The sequence below is a fragment of the Pseudooceanicola aquaeponti genome (assembly GCF_050897975.1).
GTDB lineage: Bacteria > Pseudomonadota > Alphaproteobacteria > Rhodobacterales > Rhodobacteraceae > Pseudooceanicola.
In genome coordinates this window covers 444,163-467,651 of record NZ_JBPAXY010000006.1, presented here as the reverse complement: position 1 = coordinate 467,651, position 23,489 = coordinate 444,163, and the positions used below count along the sequence as shown (strand labels likewise).

Sequence of the window (23,489 nt, the reverse complement as noted above, 5' to 3'; positions counted from 1 at the left end):
ACAAGCTCAAGAACGCCAGGCGTGTCGCGACCCGCTACGACAAGACGGCGGAAAGCTTCCTCGGCTTCATTGACATCACGTCGATCCGTCTCTGGATCCGCCATTTGTCAACATGACCTAGACCCCAATCAGAGTGGGCTTTTTTTCTCCAATTAGCCGCGCACGAATGTTCCCATTAGCCCACCGGTAAGGAGCATTTTGCCCTGATTTTCAGATACCCCGCCCGGGGGGCGGGCGCCGAGCGCTGGAGCGGACGTTCATGCATCGTGCAGCGAATGACCGCAGCCAGCCCTTCCAGGACATTCGTGCAAGCCGCAGCATGACGATAAGCACGGACACGAAGGGCGGGGAGCCGACTTTCGCTGCGACCTGGACGAACGGCAGTGATGCGCAAAAAGAGACCGTTCGTAATGGCGCTCCTGAGCATCTGCTAGGCGCGCAGACCTGTCGTGTGCAACCGCGCATGTGACCCGCTAAGCAACATTGGACTTTGACATACTTAGGTAATGGACATCTAATGGTAGAAGTAAGGTTAGCTTCGCTTTCAAATAAGCGTGTTTTCAAATTGAAAGATGATCATGTTGATAAAAACTCTCAATGTCGCATGTGCTTCATGCCTCGTAGCTTCGAATGTGGTGGCTCAGGACTTTGACCCCACAGTATTTGAACGTAAAATCAACGAAGCCTTGGCCAGCACTCCGGGCGTGAGTGTCGATCTTGGAGATACACCAAACTTTTCCGGCTCCGCGCTCAGTGCGTTGCGTGAAAGTTGGGCAAGTAGTGTCGCTGCAGATGCGCCAGAATTTGGTTTTGTTGTAGATGACCCCGAAGGAATCCCGGTTGAGATCCTCAGTGGAACGGCTCCCTTCGAGACTATCGACGGAAATATATCGGTCACTGGATACAAGCTTCCTACAGGCTATACTATTCGCACGGTGGGCCCGGCGGGTTGGGCAGACGCAACGATCGAGATTGCTGAGAGAACGAGGGTGAACGCTCCATCTGGTGACATTGGGAGAGTCGTTAGTACGATTTCGGCTGCTGGAGACTATATAGCGCAGGAGCTGTGTGCCCAGGGCGCGAGGCCTACGGAATTGGTTCTCAACTTGACAGCTGGATTCGAGCTAGTTTTCAACCTTGAGACTGGCTCTCAGGTTACTTGGGATCTGGAGGTTGTTTGCGAAAGATACTGAACAAGGCAGGTGTCTGGGAAACTAGGGGCACCTCATACCAATAGCTGGATTTGAAAGCGAAACCAGTAGGGAGAAAGCAGATGACCCTACCTTTTTTCAGCTACACACTCCGCCTCTCGGTATCAAGGCAAGACGCAATAACCTACTAAATAACTCGACCGCATTTGGCTCGCGTTGAGACTGGGCGGGGGGCCGCCGCTCGGTGTTCTTGGCATGGATGACCGCTAGGCTCTGGACGCATAGCCAATAGATGACGGTTGCGGCGAGAGCGATGGCAGAGAAGAAGGCGTTTGGGCATCTGTCATATCTGGTTGCGACACGGCGCCAGTCCTTGAACCTGCCGAACATGATCTCGATACGGTTCCGGCGTTTGTAGCGGCGTTTGTCGTATTTCACGGTTGTCTTGCGTTGCTTCCGGCCCGGGATGCAGGCGCGTATCCCTTTGTCTTGCAACGCCTCTCGGAACCAATCGGCGTCGTAGCCCCGATCCCCGAGCAGCCAGTCGACATCGGGCAGGCTGCTGAGCAACGCTCGCGCCCCGATGTAGTCACTGACTTGGCCAGCGGAGACGAAGAAACTGATCGGGCGGCCGTTGCTGTCGCAAATGGCATGCAGCTTGGTGTTCATGCCGCCCTTGGTGCGACCGATCAGGCGGCCACGCCCCCCTTTTTCGCGCCCAGGCTGGACGCGGTGCGATGTGCTTTCAGGTAAGTCGCATCAATCATTACTGTTTTCTTCTCGCCGTGTTCGGCAGCCAGCCCGGCCATCATCTGAGCAAAGATGCCTTTGTCGCTCCATCGCTTCCAACGATTGTAGAGCGTCTTGTGAGGGCCATACTCTTTCGGCGCATCCCGCCAGCGTAAGCCATTACGGTTTATGAAAATAATCCCACTCAGTACACGTCTGTCATCGACGCGAGGCTTGCCGTGGGACTTCGGAAAATAGGGTTCAAGACGCGCCATCTGCGCGTCGCTCAGCCAGAAGAGATCAGACATGTCACCGCTCGTTTTCCGAACGCTGAATCACGCTGCTAAGGGGAAATCAATGGGTCCTGAGCCTAAGTGAGGAAAGAGCTGCGCACGCTCATGTTTTGCGTATGTCTATCATATTTCTAACGGATCGCTAGCCTCGGACACTCTGACGTCATAAGCGAGCTACGTGTTCGACCATCGTACCTGTGCGAGTACCTGTAATTGAAGGCAGAGCAAAGCCCAAGGCACGCTTGGCTCAAACGGCCGCTTCGATCTGGTGTCCGGTCATCTGCTGCGTCTGGCACGAAGGTCGGCTCTTGGAATAAATCGACCATCGGCTGCGCCTGGCGCGAAGGTCGGCTCAGAGCCGGAAGCGCCCAGAGGCGCGGCTGGAGACAGCACGGTTAGCGCGTCCGCTCCCTGCGCTAAGCGGCCATTCGTTATGGCCTCTAGCACCCGGTCGTCCATAAGAGTTCCATCATCAGCCTGCCGTCTACAAAGCATCGGGCCATCAAACTAGTTTGGGTTCCCAATGCAGCGTGACCGCGAAAGTGCCGATCTGGAAGATGCTGTTTACTCCGTGCGGCAACCCACGTTTACGTATCGCCACCTATGATCCAGCTGTCCCGGGTGCGACGCCAGCGGCGCGCCGCAAGGTGAAGAAAAGCGCACAGATCGCCAGAACGACGGACATCACCAGGAAGGGCAATGCAGCCTCAGCGTCATAAAGCGCCGTACTCAACACCGGACCAATGATGAAGCCAATTCCCTGGGTTGAAGCGACGAGACCGGCCGCAGCCCCCTGCGTATCGGCGTCCACGGCAAGGGAGGCTCCGCCCATGATGCCCGGCATCAGCCAGCCGGCGCCCAGCCCCATGCATCCATAGGCGAGCAGAAACCAGGACGCCTCGGCTGTCGCCAGCAATGTCAGATTGCCAAGGATCATCATCGCCGCTCCGGAAACGACCAGAAACCGGGGGCTAAGCAGAGACACCTTCAACTGCAAAATCTGCGCCGCGAACATCGCCGCACCGACGATGGCCAGAGCGGCCGAGATCAGCTGCGCTGCGGTCGGTGCTGGCAGACCAAGCTTGTCCTTGAACCAGAAACCACCGCAAATCTGGATCGTCGCAATCATCGTCCACAGCACCACGCCCGCGACCAGCCAGGGCCAGAGCGACCTGCCGGAACGGCCTGCATTCGATCTATTCTTGACCTGAACATGCACATGATCACGCAGCGCAAACCAGCCGACAAACGCGCCGAGAGCGCAAAGCACCGCTGCCGAAAACAAAGGCCATGTCAGTCCAAACCCGACCAGAAAGCCACTCAGCGCGGGACCAACAATCATGCCAGCCCCGGTCGCTGCACCGATCAACGCCATACCCGCCGCTCGCTCTTCTGGCGGCGTTACGTCGGCCATCAGAGCCTGGGCTCCAACCGGAACGGCGAGGAGGAAAAGCCCCATTGTGACCCGCGATGCCGTGAGCGCGGCGAACAGAGCAGGGCCTGCGATCTGGCCCGAGAGCCCGACCTCTGCCGCAAACGCAAAAAGCAGATAGCCAAGCAGGATGCCCAGGAAACCGGCCACAATTACCACCCTTCGGCCAAAACGCTCGCTGATGCGCCCCCAGATCGGGGCAGCCAGCACCATCGCGACAGAGCCGATGGACAGCATCAAACCGCCCTGTGTCGAGGACAGCCCCATTTCCCGCACGAGCGGTGCGAGCAATGGCAGGATCAATGTCGATGCGATTACGGCCAAAGCAGCGCTCAGCGCGATCACTGATTTCATTTCCATCATACGGTCTCCGAGTGGGTGATTGCAGAATGAGGCCGAATATGTGACGAATTTCTCATGTTTTCTATTCGCATAAGGTCAGGCGAACCCATGGCGCAGCAAGCACCTGATGAACCTAGGAAAATCCCAAGACAGGCCCGGGCAAAGGCCACGGTCGAGGCAATCGTCATGGCGGCCACTCACATTCTCGAAGTCGAGGGTTTTGAGGCCATGACGACGGCCAACGTCGCCGACCGCGCGGGGGTCAGCATCGGGTCGCTTTATCAGTATTTCCCCGACAAGCGCGCGCTGGCGGCGACCGCGATACGTGAGATGATCCGCGAGTTTGTCCAGAGCTTTGAAACCGCTCTTGCCTCACGCCGGGGCGGCACGCTTGCGGACACGATCGACACTCTGGTCGACGTGACGCTGGTCCGTCATCCCCACATGCCCGGACGCCACAGGATGCTGGTCGAGCTGGCGCCGCGTCTCGGGCTGTCGGATTTTTCGGCCGCGGCAAGTCGCGAGGTTGCCAACCTGATCTACAGCGCCCTGGCGGATCATCGGGGCGAGATCGCCTCGGACCTGGACCTTGCCGATGCGGCCACCATGATTGAGACGCTTCTTGAAACGCTTGGTCACCGGGCCCTGCTGGAGCATCCGGTCAGCCTGCAAGCGCCGGTCATCGCCGAACAGTCGCGGCGATTGATGCTCTCCTATCTGAAGACCCCCTTTTCGCCGCAAGTCTGAAGGAGGCGATGTGTGAAATTCGTTCCACTCTGTTGACGATACTGGATGCAGTGGTTGCGCCGGGCAGCCCTATCACGCTCTACAAGCTCAGCACCTGCCGAGGCATCAGGAACCTGCGTGACACCCCAATCATCGCACCCGCCGACACGCCAGAAGAGTGGAGCGCGGGATAGACGGCGCAACTCAACAAGGTCGCGCGCATTCGGTCGGTCTCGGTCACCCGCACCACTTTGATCTCAGAACAGTTCAGGCGCCCCAGGGCGCGACGCAGGTCCTCCGCGCGATGGACGCGGACGGGGCGTCCTTGCCCCCGCTCCCCAAGGCGACGACCTCCGCCGGGCAGATTTTGCCCCCGTGCCCCGGCTTTGATCGGGCCCGGGGACTGAGCCCCCCCACCCTGCCGCAACCGACTGGCCGACCGCCGGTGATTCCCGTCGCCACCGCAGGGTTTCGCCCTGCGGACCCGGGCGCGGCAGCCCAAGGAGCACCGCCTCCGGCACCCCCGGGACCATCTCCAACGCCGCCGCGAATGCCCCGAAAACCGATCCCGCAAGCCCCTGCAATCCCTGACAGATCCGCGCCCAAACAATACCGGACACGTATGGATTTTTCGGCGAAATGCAGTTCTGCAATACCGCCCTTGCGCGTATCTTCGTTGACCGAAACCACACTGACCAGACTAATGAGAACGTTCCCTGAGAACGTTCTCATGACTGGGCACGCCGACAGGGAACTGGGAGGAGAGACTATGTTCGACCGAGAATCCGAGGTCCCCGCGGGGCCTCCGGGGCAGGCCATTCCTGCGCTTCAGGGCCGCGGCCTGACCAAGGCCTATGGCGCCACCGTGGCGCTGGAACACGCGGATATCGCGCTGCGCCCGGGCAAGGTTCACGCGCTTCTGGGCGAGAATGGCGCCGGGAAATCCACCCTGGTACGGATCCTGACCGGCGCGGTCGCGCCCGATGGCGGGCAGATGCAGCTGAAGGGCCGGGCCTATGCGCCGCATTCGCTGATCGACGCCCGCGCCGCCGGGGTCGCCACCGCCTTCCAGGAGCTGAGCCTGGTGCCCAATCTGACGGTCGCCCAGAACCTGCTGCTGCCGCATCTGCCGCGCGGCATGGCCGGGCTGGTCTCGGCCCGGCAGACCCTGAAGGGCGGCGCCGAGATCCTGGCGCGCCACGGGCTGGACCGGATCGACCCCGCCGCCGAGATCTGCAAGCTGCCCCTGGCCGACCGCCAGCGGATCGAGATCACCCGCGCCATCGACGCGGCGCAAGAGGTGCTGATCCTCGACGAACCCACGGCCTCGCTGGCGGAAACCGACTGGCTGTTTGCGCGCATTGCCGAGGCCACCGCGCGCGGTGTCGCCGTCCTCTACATCTCTCACCGCCTGGCCGAGGTGCGCGAGATCTGTACCGATGCCACCGTGCTGCGCAACGGCGCCTCCATCGCTTCGGTCGAACTGTCGGATGCCTCGGACGGGGACATCTTCGAGATGATGGTGGGCCGCAGGGCCAGCCACCAGCGGATCCCCCGCCGCCACGCCCCGCAGACCGACGCGGTGCGCCTTGAGGTGCGCAACCTGGCAGGTCACGGGCTCAACGACATCAGCTTCCGCCTCAGCCCCGGCGAGATCCTGGGCCTGGCCGCGTTGGAGGGTCAGGGGCAACACGGGCTGTTTCGGATGCTGGCGGGGCTCGAACGCCCCGAGGCGGGCCAGATCGAGGTCGACGGCCGCCCCGTCCGCCTCTCGGGTCCGCGCGCCGCGCTGCGCACCGGCAGCGGCATTGCCTACCTGCCCGAAGAGCGCAAGACCGAGGGCATCCTGCCCGGGCTCAGCGCCGCCACCAATGTGGTGCTGCCGGTGATGGGCCAGGCCAGCCGGGGCACGCTGATCAGCACCGCCCGCGAGATGGCCGTGGCCACCGCCTCGGCCGACCGGGTCGAGATGAACCCGCGCTACCTGAGCTTTCCCATCGGCGACCTGTCGGGGGGCAACCAGCAGAAGGCGCTGATCGCCCGCACCCTGGCCACCGGGGCCAAGACGCTGCTGCTGTTTGATCCCTCGCGTGGCGTCGACGTGGGCACCAAGCAAAGCATCTACGCCGCGATCCGCAGCTTCGCCGAAGCCGGGGGCGCGGTGCTTTTCTACTCTTCCGAACTGCCCGAGATCGCCCAGCTGGCCGACCGTTGCCTGGCGCTTTACGGCGGCCGCGTCACCCGGCGCTTCGAGGGCGAGGAGATCACCGAACAGGCCCTGGTGGCCGCGATGCTGGGCCATGGCGCCCCGCAACAGGCAGAAGGAAGCGCGGCATGACCGATACGCAAGCCAATGCGGGGACCTTCCGCGCCACACGACCCGGGATCGGCACCCGGTTCCTGACCGGGGCGGGGCTGATCGTCCTGGTCTATGTCGCGCTTTACGCGCTTTACGCGGTGCAGCAGCCCAAGGCGCTGACCTCCTATTCCATCGCGGCGCTGCTGAACAACACCGCCCCCCTGGCCCTGGCCGCCGCAGGGCAGGCCGTGATCGTGATCAGCCGCGGCTTCGATCTGTCGGTCGCCGGGGTGATCTCGATCACCAATGTCGTGCTGGCGGTCTGGCCGCTGGACGGGCCCGGCGGCGCCGCCGCCTCGGTGCTGATCTGCCTGGCCATCGGCGCCCTGGTAGGCACGGTGAACGGCTATCTGGTGGCGGTGCTGAAGCTGCAATCCATCGCCGCGACCCTGGCCACGATGATCATCTGCCAGGGGATCGCCCTGGTCATCCTGAAGGCCCCCGGGGGCTGGGTGGCCGAGTGGATCTCCTACGAGATGACCGACCGGATCGCGGGCGTCATCCCGGTTTCGGGCCTGGTGCTGGGGGCCACCCTGCTGGTCTGGTTCTGGCTGCGCCGCTCGGCCTTCGGGATCTCGCTTTATGCCATCGGCGCGGATGAACCCTCGGCGCGGCTGTCGGGCATCAACACGGTGCGGGTGCGCTTCCTGGCCCATGTGGTGGCGGGCTGCGCCTACGGGCTGGCGGGCTTCATGCTCAGCGCCCAGACGGCGACGGGCAACCCGACCTCGGGCACGCCGCTGCTGATGCTGACCTTCGCGGCGGTGGCCCTGGGCGGCACCTCGCTGTCGGGCGGCCGGGGCGGTGTCTTCGCCACGATGATGGGCGCGGCCACGCTGACCCTGCTGCAAAAGGTCCTCTTCTCCAGCGGGATCTCTTCCTTCTACACCGGCATGTTCCAGGGCGTCGTCCTGATCCTGGCGGTTGTCTTCAGCTCCTTCCTGACCGGCCTGGGAGACAGAAAATGAACGCCGAAACCAAGACCGCCAGCGATACCAGCTTTACCCAGACCGGCGACACCCGCGGCAGCGCCCGGATCAGCCGTGAAACGATCAGCACGGTGACCGTGGCCATCCTGTGCATCCTGCTGCTGCTCAGCGCGCGCCTCATCAACCCCGCCCTCGGGTCCTGGAGCCAGGTGGAAACCGTGCTGGTGCTGGGCTTCTTCCTGGTGGTGCTGTCCTTCGGGCAGGGCCTGGTGATCCTGACCGGGGGGCTGGATCTGTCGCTGCCCGCGCTGATCACCCTGGGCGGGATCCTGTCGACCAGCTGGGTCGGGCCCGGCAATGGCGCCGAATGGATCCTGCTGCCCGCCGTTCTGGGGGTCTGCGGCCTGGTCGGGCTGGCCACCGCCGCCGGGGTGATCTGGCTGCGCGTGCCGCCCTTCATCATGACCATGGCGATGTCGATCATCGTCGCCTCGGGCCTGCTGGGCTATACCAAGGGCACGCCCCGTGGCGCCGCCCCCGATGCCGCCGTCGCGCTGATGAAAAGCCACCTCTTCGGCCTGCCGACCCCGGTCATCGCCCTGCTGATCGTCGCCGTCGCGGGCTGGCTGTTCCAAAGCCGCTCGGTCTGGGGGCGCTACCTTTATGCCGTGGGCGAGAATGTCGACGCGGCGCGCACCGCCGGCGTGCCGGTGACCCTGATCCGCATCCTGCCCTATGTCTTCAGCGCCATCTGCGCGGGCTTCGTGGGCATCGCCCTGACGGGCTATTCCAACGGCGCCACCCTGCGCATGGGCGATGACTACCTGTTGCCCTCGATCGCGGCGGTGGTGATCGGCGGCTCGTCGATCCTGGGCGGCCGCGGCACCTTCCTGGGCACCGTGGGCGGGGCGCTGCTGCTGACCATCCTGGGCACGATCATCGCCGCCCTGGGCCTCGAATTCGGCCTGCGCACCATCATCGAGGGCTCGATCATCCTGCTCGCCCTGCTGCTGCTGCGCGAGGAACTGTTCCAGAAACTGCGCTCTTTCGGCCGCTAGGGCCGTCGGGCATCCCACCTGCCCGGACCTGAAACCGGCCGGGCCATTCCAAAATTGTCAGGAGGAGACAAGAGAATGAAAACGACAGGGTACAAATCCACCGCCGCCATTCTGGCGCTGGCCGTAGCAGGCGCCGGGCTGACCGGCACCGCCGCCCAGGCCCAGGACAAGTTCAAGGTCTACCTGAGCCTGTCCTATTCCGGCAACGCATGGCAGTCGGAAGCCGCCAACATCGTCAAGGCCCTGGCCCAGACCCCGCCCTATAACGAGACGGTCGAGCTGAAAGAGGTGATCTCGGGCACCGACCCCCAGGCGCAGATCTCGGCCTATGAAAGCATGATCGACGAAGGCGCCGATGCCATCATCAGCTTCCCGATCTCCTCGACCGCACTGAACCGCACCATCAAGCGCGGCTGCGACGAGGGCGTTCTGTTCTTCATGTATGACGCGACCGTCACCGAAAGCTGCGCCTACAACGTCAGCTACCTGTCCTCGGGCTTTGGCGAGAACAGCGCCCAGGCCCTGGTCAACGAGCTGGGCGGCAAGGGCAAGATCTTCCTGTCGCGCGGCGTGCCGGGCAACTCGGTCGATCAGCGCCACACCGACGGCGCCATGCATATCTTCAACCAGTACCCGGGCATCGAGGTCGTGGCCGAATACTATTCCTACTGGGATGACCGCACCACACAGCAGGAAACCGCCAAGGCCCTGACCGCCCACCCCGATGTCGACGGCATCTGGGCCCAGGCCGGGGAATACGGCGCCATCCAGGCGATGATGGACGCAGGCGACCGCCTGGTGCCGATGACCGGCGAGAACTCTGCGGGCTTCCGACTGGCCCTGGCCGATCCGGCGATGCAGGAAATGGGCCTTTCCGGCGTCTCGGCAGGCTCGCCGCCCGCCCAGTCCGGCTATGCCTTCAAGCTGGCGATGGAGATCCTGACCGGCGCCCGCGAGCTGGAGCCGACCAATATCGAATACCCCCTGCCCTGGGTCCCCGCCGATATGGTCAAGGTCTGCGAAGGCGACAGCTATGAAGACGGCTGCAACGTCTTCCCGCCCGAGAAGGTCCCCTCGTCCTTCGTCTCGGAAGTGCTGAACCCTGAGCTGCTGCCCGAGGTGAACCGCGAATCCGCGCTGAACGGCACCCCCGTGCCCGGCGCCACGATCCAGGCCCTGCCCGCCGAGGTCGTCGTGGCCGGCAACGAGCCGGGGATCAACTGCATGCGCTGCGACGCGCCCGAGGATCTCTACAAGCTGACCAAGATCGAACCCACGGTTCAGCCCTGATCCCGACCCGGCGCCCGTCCCCCGTGGCGGGCGCCGGACCCACCCTTCGCGCGCAGGCGCCCCGCCCGAAACCGAAACAGCCGCTGGTAACCAGCCCCGCTTCCGGGAAAGTTGTCTGACATCAGACTGACGAAGATGGATCAAGAGATGCCCAGAAAGAAACAGCCCCGGATCACGGTAAAGGACCTGGCGAAGGACCTCGGCATGTCCGTCTCGACGGTCTCGCGCGCCTTCTATCCCGATGCGGTGATCGCCGATGCCACCCGCAAGGCGGTGCTGGAACGCGCCCATGAGATCGGCTATCGGCCCAATCCCTTTGCCCAGAGCCTGATCACCAAGAAGACGCAGATCGTCGGCATGGTGGTCTCGGACCTGACCAACCCCTTCTACCCCGAGGTGATGACCCAGCTGACCGCGCTTTTGCAAAAGCACGGCATGAACGTCATGCTGGCCTCGGCGCAGCAATCCGATGGCACAGACGAGGCCGTCGAGCTGCTGCTGACCTATCAGCCCGACCTGATGATCGTGCTGGCCACCAACCTGAAATCCCATGCCCGCGAACGCTGCGAGGCGGCCGGCGCCCCGGTGATCTTCTTCAACCGCCTCTCCGAAGACGGGCTGGGCTTCGGCATCTCCTGCGACAATGTCGAGGGCGGGCGCCGCGCCGCCGCCCATCTGGCCGACCTGGGTCACCGCGAGCTGCTCTATGTGTCGGCCTTCCCCGATGCCTCGACCAATGTCGAGCGCCGCCGGGGCTTCTGCGAAGAGGCCGTGGCGCGCGGCCTGCCGGAACCGCAGGTGATCGAGGCCGGGCGTTTCACCTACGAGGCGGGCTATGAGGCCGGGCTGGCGGTGCGCGATCTGCCGCGCCGCCCCGACGGGGTGCTCTGCGCCAACGACATCGTCGCCATCGGCTTTATCGAAGGGGTGCAGGAAGGGGTCCATCTGTCAGTGCCCCGGGACATCTCGGTCATCGGCTATGACGACATCGCCATGGCCGCCTGGCCCTCGCACAAGCTGACCACCGTGGCCCAGCCCCTGGACGAGATGATGGCCGCCACCGTCTCCCTGGCGGCCGAGCTGGCCGCCACCAAGGACGCCCCGCCCCGCATCCAGCATATCGCGCCCGGCCCCCTGATCGAGCGCAGCACCGTCACGGACCGGAGGAGCAAATGACCCATCAGACCCGCCTCTTCACCCGCCTGGCCGAAACCCACAAGGCCGGCTGCGAATTTGCCCTGGACGGCCCCCTGCCCGAGGCCGCGCCCTGCCCCGAGACCCTGGCCGCGACCCTGGGATCCCAGGACATGGCCCGCTACGCCGCCGACTGCCGCCCCGTCTACGAGGACCTGCGACGGATCATCGGCCAAATCTCGGGCCTGCTGATCCTGGCGCGGCTGACCGCACAGCGCCAGGTCGCCGACCTGCCCGAACATGCCGCCTGCCTGGCCCGCATGGCCCAGGCCCAGACCCGCTTCGACGCCATCGCCCCGGTGCCGGGCAGCACCGCCCACCGGGACCAGCTGGAGGCCGCCCTCGGCTTCTCGCGCCTGGCCCTGCGCACGCTGACGCAGGCGCGCGAACCCGGTTTCGAGGCGGCGCTGGATCTGGCCGGGCAGCAGGTGAAACGCGCCTATGCCCATCTGCGCGGCGCCACGGCGCCCAAGGCGGGCCTTGAAATGGTGGATCTGTCCCAGGCCTGCTGCTGCGGCCAGGGCGCCCACTGACCAACACGATCGGAGGAGAACCGAAATGAGCGATTATTCCATCTGGGTGCTCGAGTACTGCTATGTGCCGAACTACCACAAAAGCGGCGTCCTCTATGGCGCGCACAACCAGGGCTACGTGAAGCTGCCCTATTGCTACGTGGTCATCAAGGGCCGCGACCATGTGGCCATGGTCGATGTGGGCTATGCCGACAAGGATTACGGCAAGACCCTGGGCGATCGGTTCGGCGTCGAGAACTGGCGCGACCCGAAGACCGTTCTGAAAGAGGTCGGCCTGACCCCGGAAGACGTGGACACCGTCTTTGTCACCCATGCCCACTTCGACCACTTCGGCAATGTCGAGGATTTCCCCAACGCCAAGTTCTACATCCAGGAACGCGAGATCTCGAAATGGGTCTGGGCCATGTCCCTGCCTGACCGGATGCGCTGGATGATGGTGGCCGTCGATCCCGGCGACATCGTGCGCGGCATCGACCTGGCGCGCGAACGCCGCCTGGTGACCGTCGACGGCGCCATGCAGGACGTGCTGCCCGGCATCGACCTGCACGCCGCGCCTGACAGCCACACCTGGGGCTCGATGTGGGTGACCGTGCGCAATGACGGCAAGGAACAGTCGCAGGACAGCTGGGTGCTGGCGGGCGATCTGGTCTATCAGTTCGACAACCTCGAAGGCGACGGCGCCGTGGTCGATGCCCAGGGGCCGATGTACACCCCCGTCGGCCTGGCCGTGGGCAGCCAGGCAAACCTGGTCCTGGCCACCGAAGAGATGATGTCGCAGGTGGGCTATGAATCCCGCCGCGTGATCCCGATCCACGAGGAACGCCTGGCCGACACCTTCCCCTGCCGGATCTCGGGCGAAGGCCTGCGGATCTCGGAAATCTGCCTGGCCGATGGCGAAAGCTCGAAGGTGGCATGATGGCGGGCAAGGCAGATATCGCCATTGTCGGCGCGGGCCTGGTCGGCTCTGGCTGGGCCCTGGTCTTCGCCCGGGCGGGTCACACCGTGCGCGCCTACGACCCCTCGGCAGAGGTCCGCGACCGGATCCTGCCCTGGGCGCGCGACAGCCTGGCCGAGCTGAAGGCCGCAGGCCTGCTGGAGGAAGAGCCCGAGGCGATCTTCGCCCGGCTTTCGGTCCATGACAGCCTGGCCGAGGCCGTGGCGGGCGTCTCTTACGTGCAGGAATCCGTCTACGAGACGGTCGAGGCCAAAAGCGCCGTCAGCCTCGAGCTGGACGCGCTGATCGGCCCCGAGGTCATCGTCGGCTCTTCCTCCTCGGGGATCCCCGCCTCGCGCTTCACCGAAGGCTGCGGCCAGCGCGGGCGCTTCCTGATCGTCCACCCGGTGAACCCGCCGCATCTGGTGCCGGTGGTGGAACTGGTGCCCGCCCCCTGGACCGACCCGGAAGCGGTCGAGATGGTCAGCGCCCTGATGACCGCCGTGGGCCAGGTGCCGGTGTGCCTGACCCGCGAGATCGACGGTTTCGTGCTGAACCGCCTTCAGGGCGTGCTGCTGAACGAGGCCTGGGCGCTGTACGAAGACGGCATTGCCAGCCTGGCCGACATCGACGCCACCATCGCCCACGGGCTGGGGCTGCGCTGGTCCTTCATGGGACCCTTCGAGACCATCGACCTCAACGCGCCGGGCGGCATCGCCGATTACGCGGCCCGTCTGCGCGGCCTCTATGCCGGGATGGTTCGGATGCCGCCCCCCGGCCCCTGGCCCGACGCGGTGATCGACCGGGCCGAGGCGGAACGCCGGACCCGGCTGCCCGCCGAGGGGCTGGCCGCGCGCCGTGCCTGGCGCGATGCCGGGCTGGCCCGCCTGGCCGCCTTCAAGAAAGAGGCCTTCCCGACCCAATAGCGGCTCGCCCGAGCCCCCTCCCCGCACGCCCCCATTCGCGAAAGGAATTCCCATGTCCGTGACCTACCTGAAAACCGGCAAACCCGAGGCCGCCCGCGCCGAGGATGACGCCGAGACCCGCGCCGCCGTCGAGGCGATCCTGAAGGATATCGAAACGCGCGGCGACGCCGCCGTGCGCGAGCTGTCCGAGAAATTCGACAAATACACCCCCGCCGCCTTCCGCCTCAGCCAGGAAGAGATCGACGCGCTGATCGCCCAGCTGTCGGACCGCGAGATCGCCGACATCAAGTTCGCCCAGGAACAGGTGCGCAACTTCGCCCAGGCGCAGCGCGACACCATGCTCGACCTCGAGGTCGAGACCCTGCCGGGCGTGATCCTGGGTCACAAGAACATCCCCGTGCAATCGGTGGGCTGCTACGTGCCCGGCGGCAAGTTCCCCATGGTCGCCTCGGCCCATATGTCGGTGGCCACCGCCGCCGTGGCGGGGGTGCCGCGCATCATCGCCTGCACCCCGCCCTTCCAGGGCAAGCCGAACCCGGCGGTGATCGCCGCAATGCATTTCGGCGGCGCCCATGAGATCTACGTGCTGGGCGGCATCCAGGCCATCGGCGCCATGGCCATCGGCACCGAGACGATCGAGCCGGTGCACATGCTGGTCGGCCCCGGCAATGCCTTCGTCGCCGAGGCCAAGCGCCAACTGTTCGGGCGCGTCGGCATCGACCTGTTCGCCGGGCCGACCGAGACGATGGTCATCGCCGATGATACCGTCGACGCCGAGCTTTGCGCCACCGACCTGCTGGGCCAGGCCGAACATGGCTACAACTCGCCCGCCGTGCTGGTGACCAACTCCAGGACCCTGGCCGAGGCGACCCTGACCGAGATCGACCGCATCCTCGACATCCTGCCCACCGCCGGCACCGCCCGGGTCAGCTGGGAGGAATATGGCGAGGTGATCCTCTGCGACAGCTATGACGAGATGCTCGAGGTGGCCAATGACATTGCCTCCGAGCACGTCCAGGTGATGACCGACCGCGACGACTGGTTCCTGGAGAAGATGCATTCCTACGGCGCGCTGTTCCTCGGGCCGCGCACCAATGTGGCCAATGGCGACAAGGTGATCGGCACCAACCACACCCTGCCCACCAAGAAGGCCGGGCGCTATACCGGCGGGCTTTGGGTCGGCAAGTTCCTCAAGACCCATTCCTACCAGAAGATCACCACCGACGCCGCCGCCGTGCAGATCGGCGAATACGGCTCGCGCCTGTGCATGTTGGAAGGCTTCGTCGGCCATGCCGAGCAATGCAACATCCGCGTGCGCCGCTTCGGCGGGGTGAACGTGCCCTATGGCGAGGCCGCCCCCTGGCACGAGGCGGCGGAATGAGCGCAGCGCCGGATTTCTCCCTGACCGGCAAGCGAGCGCTGGTCACCGGCGCGGGACGCGGCATCGGTCTGGCCATCGCCCAGGCCTATGCCGCGGCAGGCGCAGAGGTCACCCTCTGCGCCCGCACCGCGGCCGAGATCGAGGCCGCCGCCGCCGCGCTGCGCGCCGAGGGGCTGGCCGCCGAGGCCCTGACCCTGGACGTGACCGACGTGACGGGCTTCGACGCGGCCATGCAGGCCCGCCCGGCCTTCGACATCTTCGTCAACAACGCGGGCACCAACCGGCCCAAGCCCCTGGCCGAGGTCACCGAGGAAGATCATGACGCGGTGATGAGCCTGAACCTGCGCGCCGCGATCTTCTGCGCCAAGGCGGTGACGGGGCGGATGCTGGCCGAAGGGGTGCCAGGCTCTGTCATCAACATCTCGTCGCAGATGGGCCACGTGGGGGCGGCGAACCGCACCCTCTACTGTGCCTCGAAATGGGCGCTGGAGGGGTTCACCAAGGCCCTGGCGGTCGAGCTGGGCCCGCAGGGCATCCGCGTCAACACGATCTGCCCGACCTTCATCGAAACCCCGATGACCAAACCCTTCTTCGAGGATCCGGCCTTTACCGCCTCGGTGCTGTCGAAGATCAAGCTCGGGCGCATCGGCCAGGTCGCCGACATCACCGGCGCGGCGGTCTTCCTGGCCTCGGGCGCCTCGGCGCTGATGACCGGCAGCGCGGTCATGCTGGATGGCGGCTGGACCGCGGACTGACGGGCGCGCGGGCAACGGCGCCTAGTCGGCGCCCTCTTCGACCAGGGCGTCGCGCTGCCCCCGTCCGGGCGGGCGCGCCCCAGGCGGGACCTCGGCCAGGGCCTGCCCCCCCACGCGCCCCTCGCGGCTCAGGATCTCGACGATATCGCCCGCCACGTCGTCCCAGCGGCGCAGGCGGGTGGCGGCAATCCGGGCCTCCAGCGCGCGGCGATGTTCGGGATCGGCGATCAGCCTGCGGCAGGCCGCCTGGATCGACCGCAGGCTATGGGCGTCGCAATACTCCACCATGTCGCCGCCCACCTCGGGCATGGCGGAATTCTCGGCCACCACGGCGGTCTTGCCGAAATGCAGGCTTTCGCCGATCGGCAGGCCCCAGCCCTCGTAAAGGCTGACCGTCGCGGTAAAAAGGCTGTTGCGATAGAGATAGGCCAGTTCCGCATCGCTGGGACGCAGGGCAAACTGCACCCAGCCGCCCAGGTTGCCGGTGGCCGCCATCAGCCCGTCGAAATCCTCGTTCAACCAGCCCGGCCGCCCAGCGAAGACCAGGCGCGGCATCTCCAGCCCCTCTTCGCGCACCAGGCGCTGCCAGGCCTGGGCCAGACGCCAGCCGTTCTTGCGCGACTCGATGGTGCCCACCACCAGCACATAGGGCACCTTGGTCAGGTTCAGGATCTCGCGCCGCAGGGTCAGACTGCGCTCGACCGCCTGCTTGAAGGGGCCATCGGGGCCTACCACCTGCTCGGCCGGCGCCACCGAGACCTCGGTGAACTCCTGCGCCAGCGGCACGACCTCGATCGGGCGCGGGCGGTCCACCTCTGCCAGGAAGGCGGCCAGGTCGCGGGCGGTGTTCTGCGAATTGGCAAGGAAGTGGCTGCAATACTCCGGCAGGGCACGCAGCCAGCGATAGAAGGCGGCAATGAAATCACCGTTTACATGCTCGGGCACCCGAAGCGGGATCAGGTCGTGGATCATCTGGGTGATGACCACCCCGTTCCGCTCTTTCAGCGCGCGCAGGCTGTCTTCCAGCCCGTCGATGGCCCAGGTGGCCCCCAGCACGATCAGCGGGTCGCCGGGTTGGGCCGTCTGGGCGACCGGCACCCGCGGAATCCCGCCAAAGCCCTGCGACTTCTCCGGCGGGGTTACGCCGGCGCGGAAGGCCTGCCAGTCGGCCAGCGTGGTGCCCGCACGTTCGAAATGCCGTTCGTTGCCCTTGTAGGCATTCACCATCCGGCGGGCGTAGTGGAACCAGTATTTCGCCGGGCGGTTGCGGTAGCGCTCCAGCGAGGGGGGCGTATCGCTAAGCATCCGGGCGCGGGCACCGAAGAAAACCGCACTCAGGATGTCGGGATCGAACTCTTCCATTTGTGCAATGAAATCAGAGGGCATCCCCAGGTATTCGCGCCGCTTCCGGTCCCAGTAGGCGATCCGCACCGCCTCGGGGCCAAAGCGCTGCACCATGCTGCGGATCACCTCGAAGGACACCCGCTGGATGCCCGAAACCGTGCTTTCCTTCTCGACGTAAAGCAGCACATCGGTGATGTCGAAGTAGCGGATCATGATCGGGGGGCGGGCCTATCGACTTTGGTAGGGGCGTCCTTGACGGGTTTTCCGCATCCCTATACCCGCAGCCTAGGGGAATTAAGAGCAGATTACCACGACGGCGCGAGGGACAGCGATGCCGACGATCTTCTATGACCTTTCCGAGCAGTTCCTGTCGTCTGGTCTGAAGCTGAAATACTACGGTATCGCGCGCACGGTGATGGATGTCGGCCATGAACTGGCCCGGATGCCGGTCGATGTGCGCTTCGTGGTCTATTCACCTGCCCATGAGGCCTTTTTCGAGGTCACGCCTCGGCTGGGGGCCGACAGCCCGACCGGCATCCTGGACCCCGGCCTGCCCGATGCGGCGACCCCCTATCGGATCCGCAACAGCTTTCCCGCCGCCCACGGGCTGCGCGACGCGCTGCATCCGCTGGTGCGCCGCGCCGTGCGCGCCATCAACCTGCGGCGCTGGCGCCATATCCCCGAGGGCCTGGTGCGCAAGGTCGACATGCAGGGCCAGGTTCTGGTCTCGCTCGGGCGGCCCAAGCTGATGGCCGATTACCTGACCGGGTTGGCGCGCCACGGGGTCTATCCCCGCCTGATCCCGCTGCTGCACGACATGATCCCGCTGCACGAGTTCGCCCTCTCCTCCTCGCCCGGCTTCACCAGCACCTTCTGCCATGACAATGCGGTGGTGCTGGCGCGGGCCGAGATGCTGTTGGCCAATTCCGCCTTCACCCGGGGCGAGATCCTGAAGATGTGCGACGCGGGCTATCTGCCCCCGCCCCCGCCGATCCGCACCGTGCCGCTGTGCCACGAGCTGCGCGTCACTGACGAGCCGGTCTCGAAGACCGGCCCGACCGAACCCTATATCCTCTGCGTCGGCATCCAGCGCGGGCGCAAGAACCTGGAATGCGTGGTCGAGGCCCTGCTGGCCCTGCACGACCAGGGCCGCCCGGTGCCGCCGCTGGTGCTGGCGGGCGCCCCGCGCAAGCGCACCGAAAGCTACCTGAACGAGGCCCGATTCGCCCCGATCCGCGACCGGGTCCACCATGTGATCAATCCCAACGAGGCCGAGCTGCGCGCCCTTTACGAGGGCGCCCTGGCCCTGGCCATGCCCTCGCGGATGGAGGGCTGGGGCCTGCCCCTGGCCGAGGCCCTGTGGCTGGGCACCCCGGGCCTGGCGGCCGAGGGCAACGCCGCGCTGCACGAGGTGGGTCTGGACCTGGCGCAATATTTCGACGCCGAGGACCCGTGCGCCCTGGCCCGACTGATCGACGATCTGCAATCGGACCCGGCGGCGCGGGCGGCGCTGAAGGCCCGGATCCGCGCCGCCCGGCCGCGCCTGCGCCGCTGGCGGGACGTGGCCGAGGATCTGCTGGCGGCGGTGACCTGCGCCACCGCCAGCGCCCCGCATCATCAGCGGGCGGCGGAATGAGACGCCCCTCTCTGCGCGATCTGCGCCCGCGGCCCCGCGCCGAGCGGGTGCCGCTTTTCTCGGCCCAGGACCGGCGCAACCTGGCCTGGTTCTGGCGCGGCTACCTCAGGGGCAAATCCTGGTGGCTGCTTCTGGTGCTGGCCATGGTCACCCTTCAGGGCCTGGCCTATCAGCAGTTCCTCAGCCTGACCGAGACCGGGTTGCGGATCATCTTCGACAATGCCGATTACGGCGGCCTGCTGCGGGTCTGCCTGCTGGTGCTGGGGATCTTCAGCCTGCGGGCGCTGATGTCGCTGCTGGTGCCCTGGCTGTCCATCTGGCTGGCCAGTGACGCGGTGATGCGGATGCGCCGCGACCTGATCGACCACATGATGGGCCTCGACCTGGCGTTCTTCGAACGCACCGCGCCGGGGGACATCATCCTGCGGCTGGTGAACCAGGCCGACGGGCTGAGCAATTTCGTCGGCCAGACCACCGTGGGCGCGGTGCGCGATGCGGCGACGGTGGCGATCATCTCGGGCTATCTGATGTGGAAATCCCCGGCGCTGTTCCTGGCGGCGGTGGTGGTGCTGCCGATCATTCCGCTGGTGGTGCGGCTGGTGTCGAACCGCATCAAGCGGGTGCAGCAGACCGCCGAGAATGCCATGGGCGCCTATATGACCGGGCTGGAAGAGATGTCGAACGGGATGCGCACCGTGAAGATCGCCAACCAGGAGCCGGTCGAACGCGCCCGCCTGCTGCGCGCCATCTCCGAGATCAAGGATCTGTCGATCCGGCTGAAACTGTCGCAGTCGCTGATCCTGCCGGTGGTCGACATCCTGTCGGCCCTGGTCTTCGTGCTGATCATCGGCGGCGGCGGCTATCTGGCGCTGAACGATAGTATCGCGCTGGACGGGGCCTCGATCGTCGGTTTCATGATCGGCGTGGCGCTGATCTTCGACCCGGCGCGCCGCGTCGCCAGCTTCTTTGTCGAGCTTCAGGCCAGTCTGGTCCTGCTGGACGGGGTGCACAGCCTGCTGCGCGAACGCCCCGCCATCACCTCGCGCCCCGGCGCCGTGACGCGGTTCGATGCCCGGGGCGACATCGTCTTTGACGCGGTGGATTTCCACTATGATGGCAAGCCGCAGCTGTTCCAGGGGCTGGACCTGACCTTTGAGCGGGGCAAGGTCACGGCGATCGTCGGCGCCACCGGCTCGGGCAAGACCACGATCCTCAGCCTGATGGCGCGCCTTTACGAGGTCGAGGGCGGCCAGATCCGCATCGGCGGCACACCCGTCAACCAGATCGCAGTGCCCGCCCTGCGGCAAAGCTTCTCGGTGGTGGCGCAGGATATCGTGATCTTCAACGCCTCGATCTGGGAAAACATCCGCTATGTCCGCCCCGAGGCCACGGACGAACAGATCTGGGATGCCGCCGCCAAGGTCGGCATCGACGCACTGATCCGCGAACGTGGCGACGCGCCCCTGGGCCCCAAGGGGGCGCAGCTGTCGGGCGGACAGAAACAGCGGGTGGCCATCGCCCGCGCCTTCCTGCGCAGCGCCCCGATCCTGCTGCTGGACGAGGCCACCAGCGCGCTGGACCAGCGCACCGAGGAAAAGGTGCGCCAGGCGCTGGACGTGCTGTCCCAGGGCAAGACGACGGTGATCGTGGCGCACCGGCTGTCGGCGGTGACCCATGCCGATCTGATCTATGTGCTGGACGACGGCCGGGTGGTCGAACGTGGCACCCATGCCGAGTTGCTGGCCGCAGGCGGGCTTTATGCCGGAATGTACGGGGCGCAGCGGCAGGGATACCACGAACCGCGCCCCGCCTCCGCCCGTCCCGTGGCCTCTGGCTAGGAGGTGGAGCCCGGAACCGGGCGGAGGGATCGCCGCCCGCGCGGGGGCGCAGCGGACGGCAGGCAAGGCCCCCGGACCCGGGCCCGCCGCGCCCGGGAGCGGGGCGCGACGCGTGCCCGGGCCCGGGAACCAGGCTCAGGCGGCGCGATAGCTGGCGCGGGCCGATTTCGAGAAGGGCCAGCCGGTGACCTCGCCGCGCAGGGGCATCTGCACATGGCGTTCCACGGTCGGGCGGTTCGACCCGCCGTTCGGCTCGCCCCAGGTCAGGGTCAGGGGCGTGCCCTCGGCGGCCACGCTTTCCTCGACGCAGGCCAGGGCGACCCAGGTCCGGTCGGGGGCGATGAAGTTCAGGTAGGAGGACACGCCGACCGCGCGCCCGTCCGCCGTGCTGACCGTGTCGAAGGGATAGGCCGCGTAATGGGCCGAGGGCTCTTCCATCGCCTTGCCCTTCGGACCCTCGCCCATCTGGCTGGCATAGACCGCAGCCGCATCGGCCGGGTCGATCACCAGCGACACCTTCTTGCGATGCGGGCCATCGGCCATCTTCTCCAGCGCCTCGCGACCGATGAAGTCATGGTCGAAGCGGATCAGCCGACCATAGTCCAGATCCCAGGGGGTGAAGTAGTAGTCCTCGATCCGGTCCGAGGTAAAGCTGCCCCCCAGCGAGGCCATGCCGTCATAGCTGAGCGCGGGCAGCCATTCGCGGTAGGGGCGCATCGCCTCGTCGCTGTAGATCGCCGGGAAGACGCAGCCCCACCAGCCGCTTTCCACGGTGGCCGAGCCATAGGCGCGGGCGCCCACCTGGCGGATGCCGTATTTCGCGCCCGCCTCCAGCAGCAGGCCCTTGACCTGGTCGTAATGCTCGACCGGCCCCCAGAATTCCAGGCCGGGCGCACCGCCCATACCGTGGCGCAGGGTGCGGTAGGTCTCGCCGCCCACGGTGATCTGGCCCATGCGGAAGAAGCCGGTGCTGTCCAGCGTCCCGCCGTTCAGCTCTTCCAGCAGCGCCCAGGCGTCGGGGCCCTGCACCTCGAAGCGGAAGGTCTTCTTGGGCCTGTCGCTGTCCAGCTTGCGCTCGTCGCGGTCACAGGTGACGTCGTATTTACCCAGCGAGGCGTTGTATTGCACCCAGCTGGCCACGGTGGGCCGCCCGATGATGTTGACCAGCGTGTCGCTGAGCGCGGTGATCACCATGTCGCCGATCACATAGCCATTGGGCGCGCAGCAGATCAGCTGCTTGGCCTTGCCCTCGCCAAAGCCGGTGAAACCGTTGATCGCCAGGCTGGCGACGAAGGCCACCACGTCGGGGCCCTCGACATAAAGGTCGGTCATGTGGAAGGACTGGTCCATCAGGGCCACCCCCTCGCGCCAGGCGCGCTGCTCTTCCCGCCAGTTGGAAAATTCCGACGCGATCGGGAACTGATAGGGGCCCATCTGGGACGTCCGCAGCATCTCCAGCGGCGAGGCGTATTGATCGAGTTTCTCCTGTAGCGAGGTCATGGCAAGTCTCCTCCTCTTGTCATCTTGCTAGGCCCAAGCCTAGGCTGGACCCAGGGCGGCGCCTTGGAGGAAGGCGACAGCGGTTTGGACGGAGACGCCCAGGCGCCCCGCCCGCAGGGAGGATCAGATGCGCGACGGGCTGCCCATGCCGGGTTGGGACACCTTCACCACGGCCGGATTCCGGCCGCGCGACGGGCTGCGCCGCTGGACCGAATGGGGCCAGCGCGACTTTGCCGGGCTGACGGTGCTCCCCTCCGATCCGGCGGGGTTCGCCGGAGAGGCGGCGCGGCTGCGCTTCGGCCCCGCCGTGCTGTCGGTGATGACCTTCACCCCCGCCCAGGCGGTGAACTGCCTGCCCGACGAGGACGCACCCGAAAGCGAGGATGCCATCGTGCTAAGCCTGCCGCAGCGCGGGCGTTTCGCCTATGCCTGCGATGGCGGGGCGGCGGTGCCGGTGGCGCGTGGCGACATCTACCTGCGCGATCTGACGCGGCCCTGGTCGGCGGCCACGGCGGGCGACAGCGCGCTGATCACCCTGCGCCTGCCCTTTGCCGATTTCGCCGCCCGGCTGGGCGATCCCCGCGCCCTGACCGGGCGCCGCTTCGACGGGCGCCGCCCGGAGGTGGCCCATCTGGGCGCGCTGCTGCGCTCGGCGGTGACGATGCTGCGCACCGGCCCCTCGGACGGCCGCCGCCGGATCCTGGCGCGCAATGTGCTGGACGCGCTGGAACTGCTGGCGCCCGACCGCGAGGATGCGCTGGAGGCCGGGCGCCCGGGCGCCGCGGCCCTGCCCGCCCCCTCGGCCCTCTCGCTGCATCGTCGCGCCCAGTTGCACATCACCCGCCACCTGGCCGACCCGGAGCTGAGCCCGGCCCGGGTCGCCCAGGCCCTTGGCGTCAGTCCGCGCGCCCTGCAACGGGCCTTTCGCCCGCAGCAGACCACCGTGCAGGCCACCATCCTGGAGGCCCGCCTGGCCCGCGCCGCGCGCCAACTGGAGGATCGCACGGCGCCGGGCCGGGTCACCGATCTGGCCATGTCGCTGGGGTTCAACGACATGGCCTATTTCAGCCGCGCCTTCGCCGCCCGCTATGGCACCCCACCCAGCCGCTATCGGCCCGGGGCCTAGGGGCGCCGCGCCC

Annotated in this window: 18 protein-coding genes and 2 pseudogenes; 16 read left to right on the top strand and 4 right to left on the bottom strand. The window is 66.3% G+C overall.

The features are described 5' to 3' along the window. Positions 1-116 (top strand): annotated as a pseudogene (locus ACRARE_RS17160) (IS5/IS1182 family transposase); the annotation flags it as partial. A gap of 456 nt (positions 117-572) precedes the next feature. Beyond that, positions 573-1,193 carry a hypothetical protein gene (locus tag ACRARE_RS17155; protein ID WP_432657679.1) on the top strand — a complete coding sequence of 207 codons (621 nt, stop codon included), beginning with the start codon at positions 573-575 and terminating at the stop codon, positions 1,191-1,193. A gap of 240 nt (positions 1,194-1,433) precedes the next feature. Here the strand turns inward: ACRARE_RS17155 and ACRARE_RS17150 are convergent. Continuing rightward, positions 1,434-2,188 (bottom strand): annotated as a pseudogene (locus ACRARE_RS17150) (IS5 family transposase); the annotation flags it as partial. 586 nt (positions 2,189-2,774) lie between these two features. Continuing rightward, positions 2,775-3,968, bottom strand: a complete 1,194-nt coding sequence (locus ACRARE_RS17145) for an MFS transporter (RefSeq protein WP_432657678.1) — start codon at positions 3,966-3,968, stop codon at positions 2,775-2,777. Positions 3,969-4,055: 87 nt separating this feature from the next. Between ACRARE_RS17145 and ACRARE_RS17140 the strand changes: the two genes are divergently transcribed. From ACRARE_RS17140 to ACRARE_RS17090, 11 genes are all read left to right on the top strand, one after another. Continuing rightward, entirely contained in the window at positions 4,056-4,694 is a 639-nt protein-coding gene (locus tag ACRARE_RS17140) for a TetR/AcrR family transcriptional regulator (RefSeq protein ID WP_432657677.1), read from the top strand. Positions 4,695-5,442: 748 nt separating this feature from the next. Beyond that, the gene (locus ACRARE_RS17135; RefSeq protein ID WP_432657676.1) at positions 5,443-7,011 is read left to right on the top strand and encodes a sugar ABC transporter ATP-binding protein; all 1,569 of its coding nucleotides are present in this window, start codon (positions 5,443-5,445) and stop codon (positions 7,009-7,011) included. Continuing rightward, entirely contained in the window at positions 7,008-8,000 is a 993-nt protein-coding gene (locus ACRARE_RS17130; protein ID WP_432657675.1) for an ABC transporter permease, read from the top strand. The genes ACRARE_RS17135 and ACRARE_RS17130 overlap by 4 nt, the downstream gene beginning before the upstream one ends. Next, entirely contained in the window at positions 7,997-9,019 is a 1,023-nt protein-coding gene (locus tag ACRARE_RS17125; protein ID WP_432657674.1) for an ABC transporter permease, read from the top strand. The genes ACRARE_RS17130 and ACRARE_RS17125 overlap by 4 nt, the downstream gene beginning before the upstream one ends. 75 nt (positions 9,020-9,094) lie before the next feature. Then, on the top strand, positions 9,095-10,309 hold the full coding sequence (locus tag ACRARE_RS17120; RefSeq protein ID WP_432657673.1) for a sugar ABC transporter substrate-binding protein: 1,215 nt from the start codon (positions 9,095-9,097) through the stop codon (positions 10,307-10,309). Between the two features lie 147 nt (positions 10,310-10,456). Next, complete coding sequence (locus ACRARE_RS17115; protein WP_432657672.1) at positions 10,457-11,485, top strand: LacI family DNA-binding transcriptional regulator; 1,029 nt, start codon at positions 10,457-10,459, stop codon at positions 11,483-11,485. Next, on the top strand, positions 11,482-12,036 hold the full coding sequence (locus ACRARE_RS17110; RefSeq protein WP_432657671.1) for a hypothetical protein: 555 nt from the start codon (positions 11,482-11,484) through the stop codon (positions 12,034-12,036). Before ACRARE_RS17115 ends, ACRARE_RS17110 begins: the two co-directional genes overlap by 4 nt. Before the next feature lie 25 nt (positions 12,037-12,061). Continuing rightward, positions 12,062-12,952, top strand: a complete 891-nt coding sequence (locus ACRARE_RS17105) for an N-acyl homoserine lactonase family protein (protein WP_432657670.1) — start codon at positions 12,062-12,064, stop codon at positions 12,950-12,952. Beyond that, the gene (locus ACRARE_RS17100) at positions 12,952-13,896 is read left to right on the top strand and encodes a 3-hydroxyacyl-CoA dehydrogenase (protein ID WP_432657669.1); all 945 of its coding nucleotides are present in this window, start codon (positions 12,952-12,954) and stop codon (positions 13,894-13,896) included. The genes ACRARE_RS17105 and ACRARE_RS17100 overlap by 1 nt, the downstream gene beginning before the upstream one ends. Positions 13,897-13,948: 52 nt before the next feature. After that, a complete protein-coding gene (hisD, locus tag ACRARE_RS17095; protein ID WP_432657668.1) occupies positions 13,949-15,277 on the top strand; it encodes a histidinol dehydrogenase in 1,329 nt (442 codons plus the stop codon). Further along, positions 15,274-16,032, top strand: a complete 759-nt coding sequence (locus tag ACRARE_RS17090; protein ID WP_432657667.1) for an SDR family NAD(P)-dependent oxidoreductase — start codon at positions 15,274-15,276, stop codon at positions 16,030-16,032. Before hisD ends, ACRARE_RS17090 begins: the two co-directional genes overlap by 4 nt. A 21-nt stretch (positions 16,033-16,053) precedes the next feature. Here ACRARE_RS17090 and ACRARE_RS17085 read toward each other — a convergent pair whose 3' ends face one another. Next, positions 16,054-17,589: a glycosyltransferase family 4 protein gene (locus ACRARE_RS17085; RefSeq protein WP_432657666.1), complete on the bottom strand. Its 1,536-nt coding sequence runs from the start codon at positions 17,587-17,589 to the stop codon at positions 16,054-16,056. A 118-nt stretch (positions 17,590-17,707) separates the two neighbouring features. Between ACRARE_RS17085 and ACRARE_RS17080 the strand changes: the two genes are divergently transcribed. Next, positions 17,708-19,012 (top strand): glycosyltransferase, encoded by a 1,305-nt coding sequence (locus ACRARE_RS17080; protein WP_432657665.1) that lies wholly within the window; start codon positions 17,708-17,710, stop codon positions 19,010-19,012. Then, complete coding sequence (locus tag ACRARE_RS17075) at positions 19,009-20,850, top strand: ABC transporter ATP-binding protein (protein WP_432657664.1); 1,842 nt, start codon at positions 19,009-19,011, stop codon at positions 20,848-20,850. Before ACRARE_RS17080 ends, ACRARE_RS17075 begins: the two co-directional genes overlap by 4 nt. A gap of 135 nt (positions 20,851-20,985) precedes the next feature. On the opposite strand, the gene ACRARE_RS17070 is transcribed toward ACRARE_RS17075, so the two are convergent. Further along, complete coding sequence (locus tag ACRARE_RS17070; RefSeq protein ID WP_432657663.1) at positions 20,986-22,350, bottom strand: aminomethyl transferase family protein; 1,365 nt, start codon at positions 22,348-22,350, stop codon at positions 20,986-20,988. Between the two features lie 127 nt (positions 22,351-22,477). On the opposite strand from ACRARE_RS17070, the gene ACRARE_RS17065 reads away from it, so the two are divergent. Then, the gene (locus ACRARE_RS17065) at positions 22,478-23,476 is read left to right on the top strand and encodes a helix-turn-helix transcriptional regulator (RefSeq protein ID WP_432657662.1); all 999 of its coding nucleotides are present in this window, start codon (positions 22,478-22,480) and stop codon (positions 23,474-23,476) included. Positions 23,477-23,489: the final 13 nt, after the last annotated feature.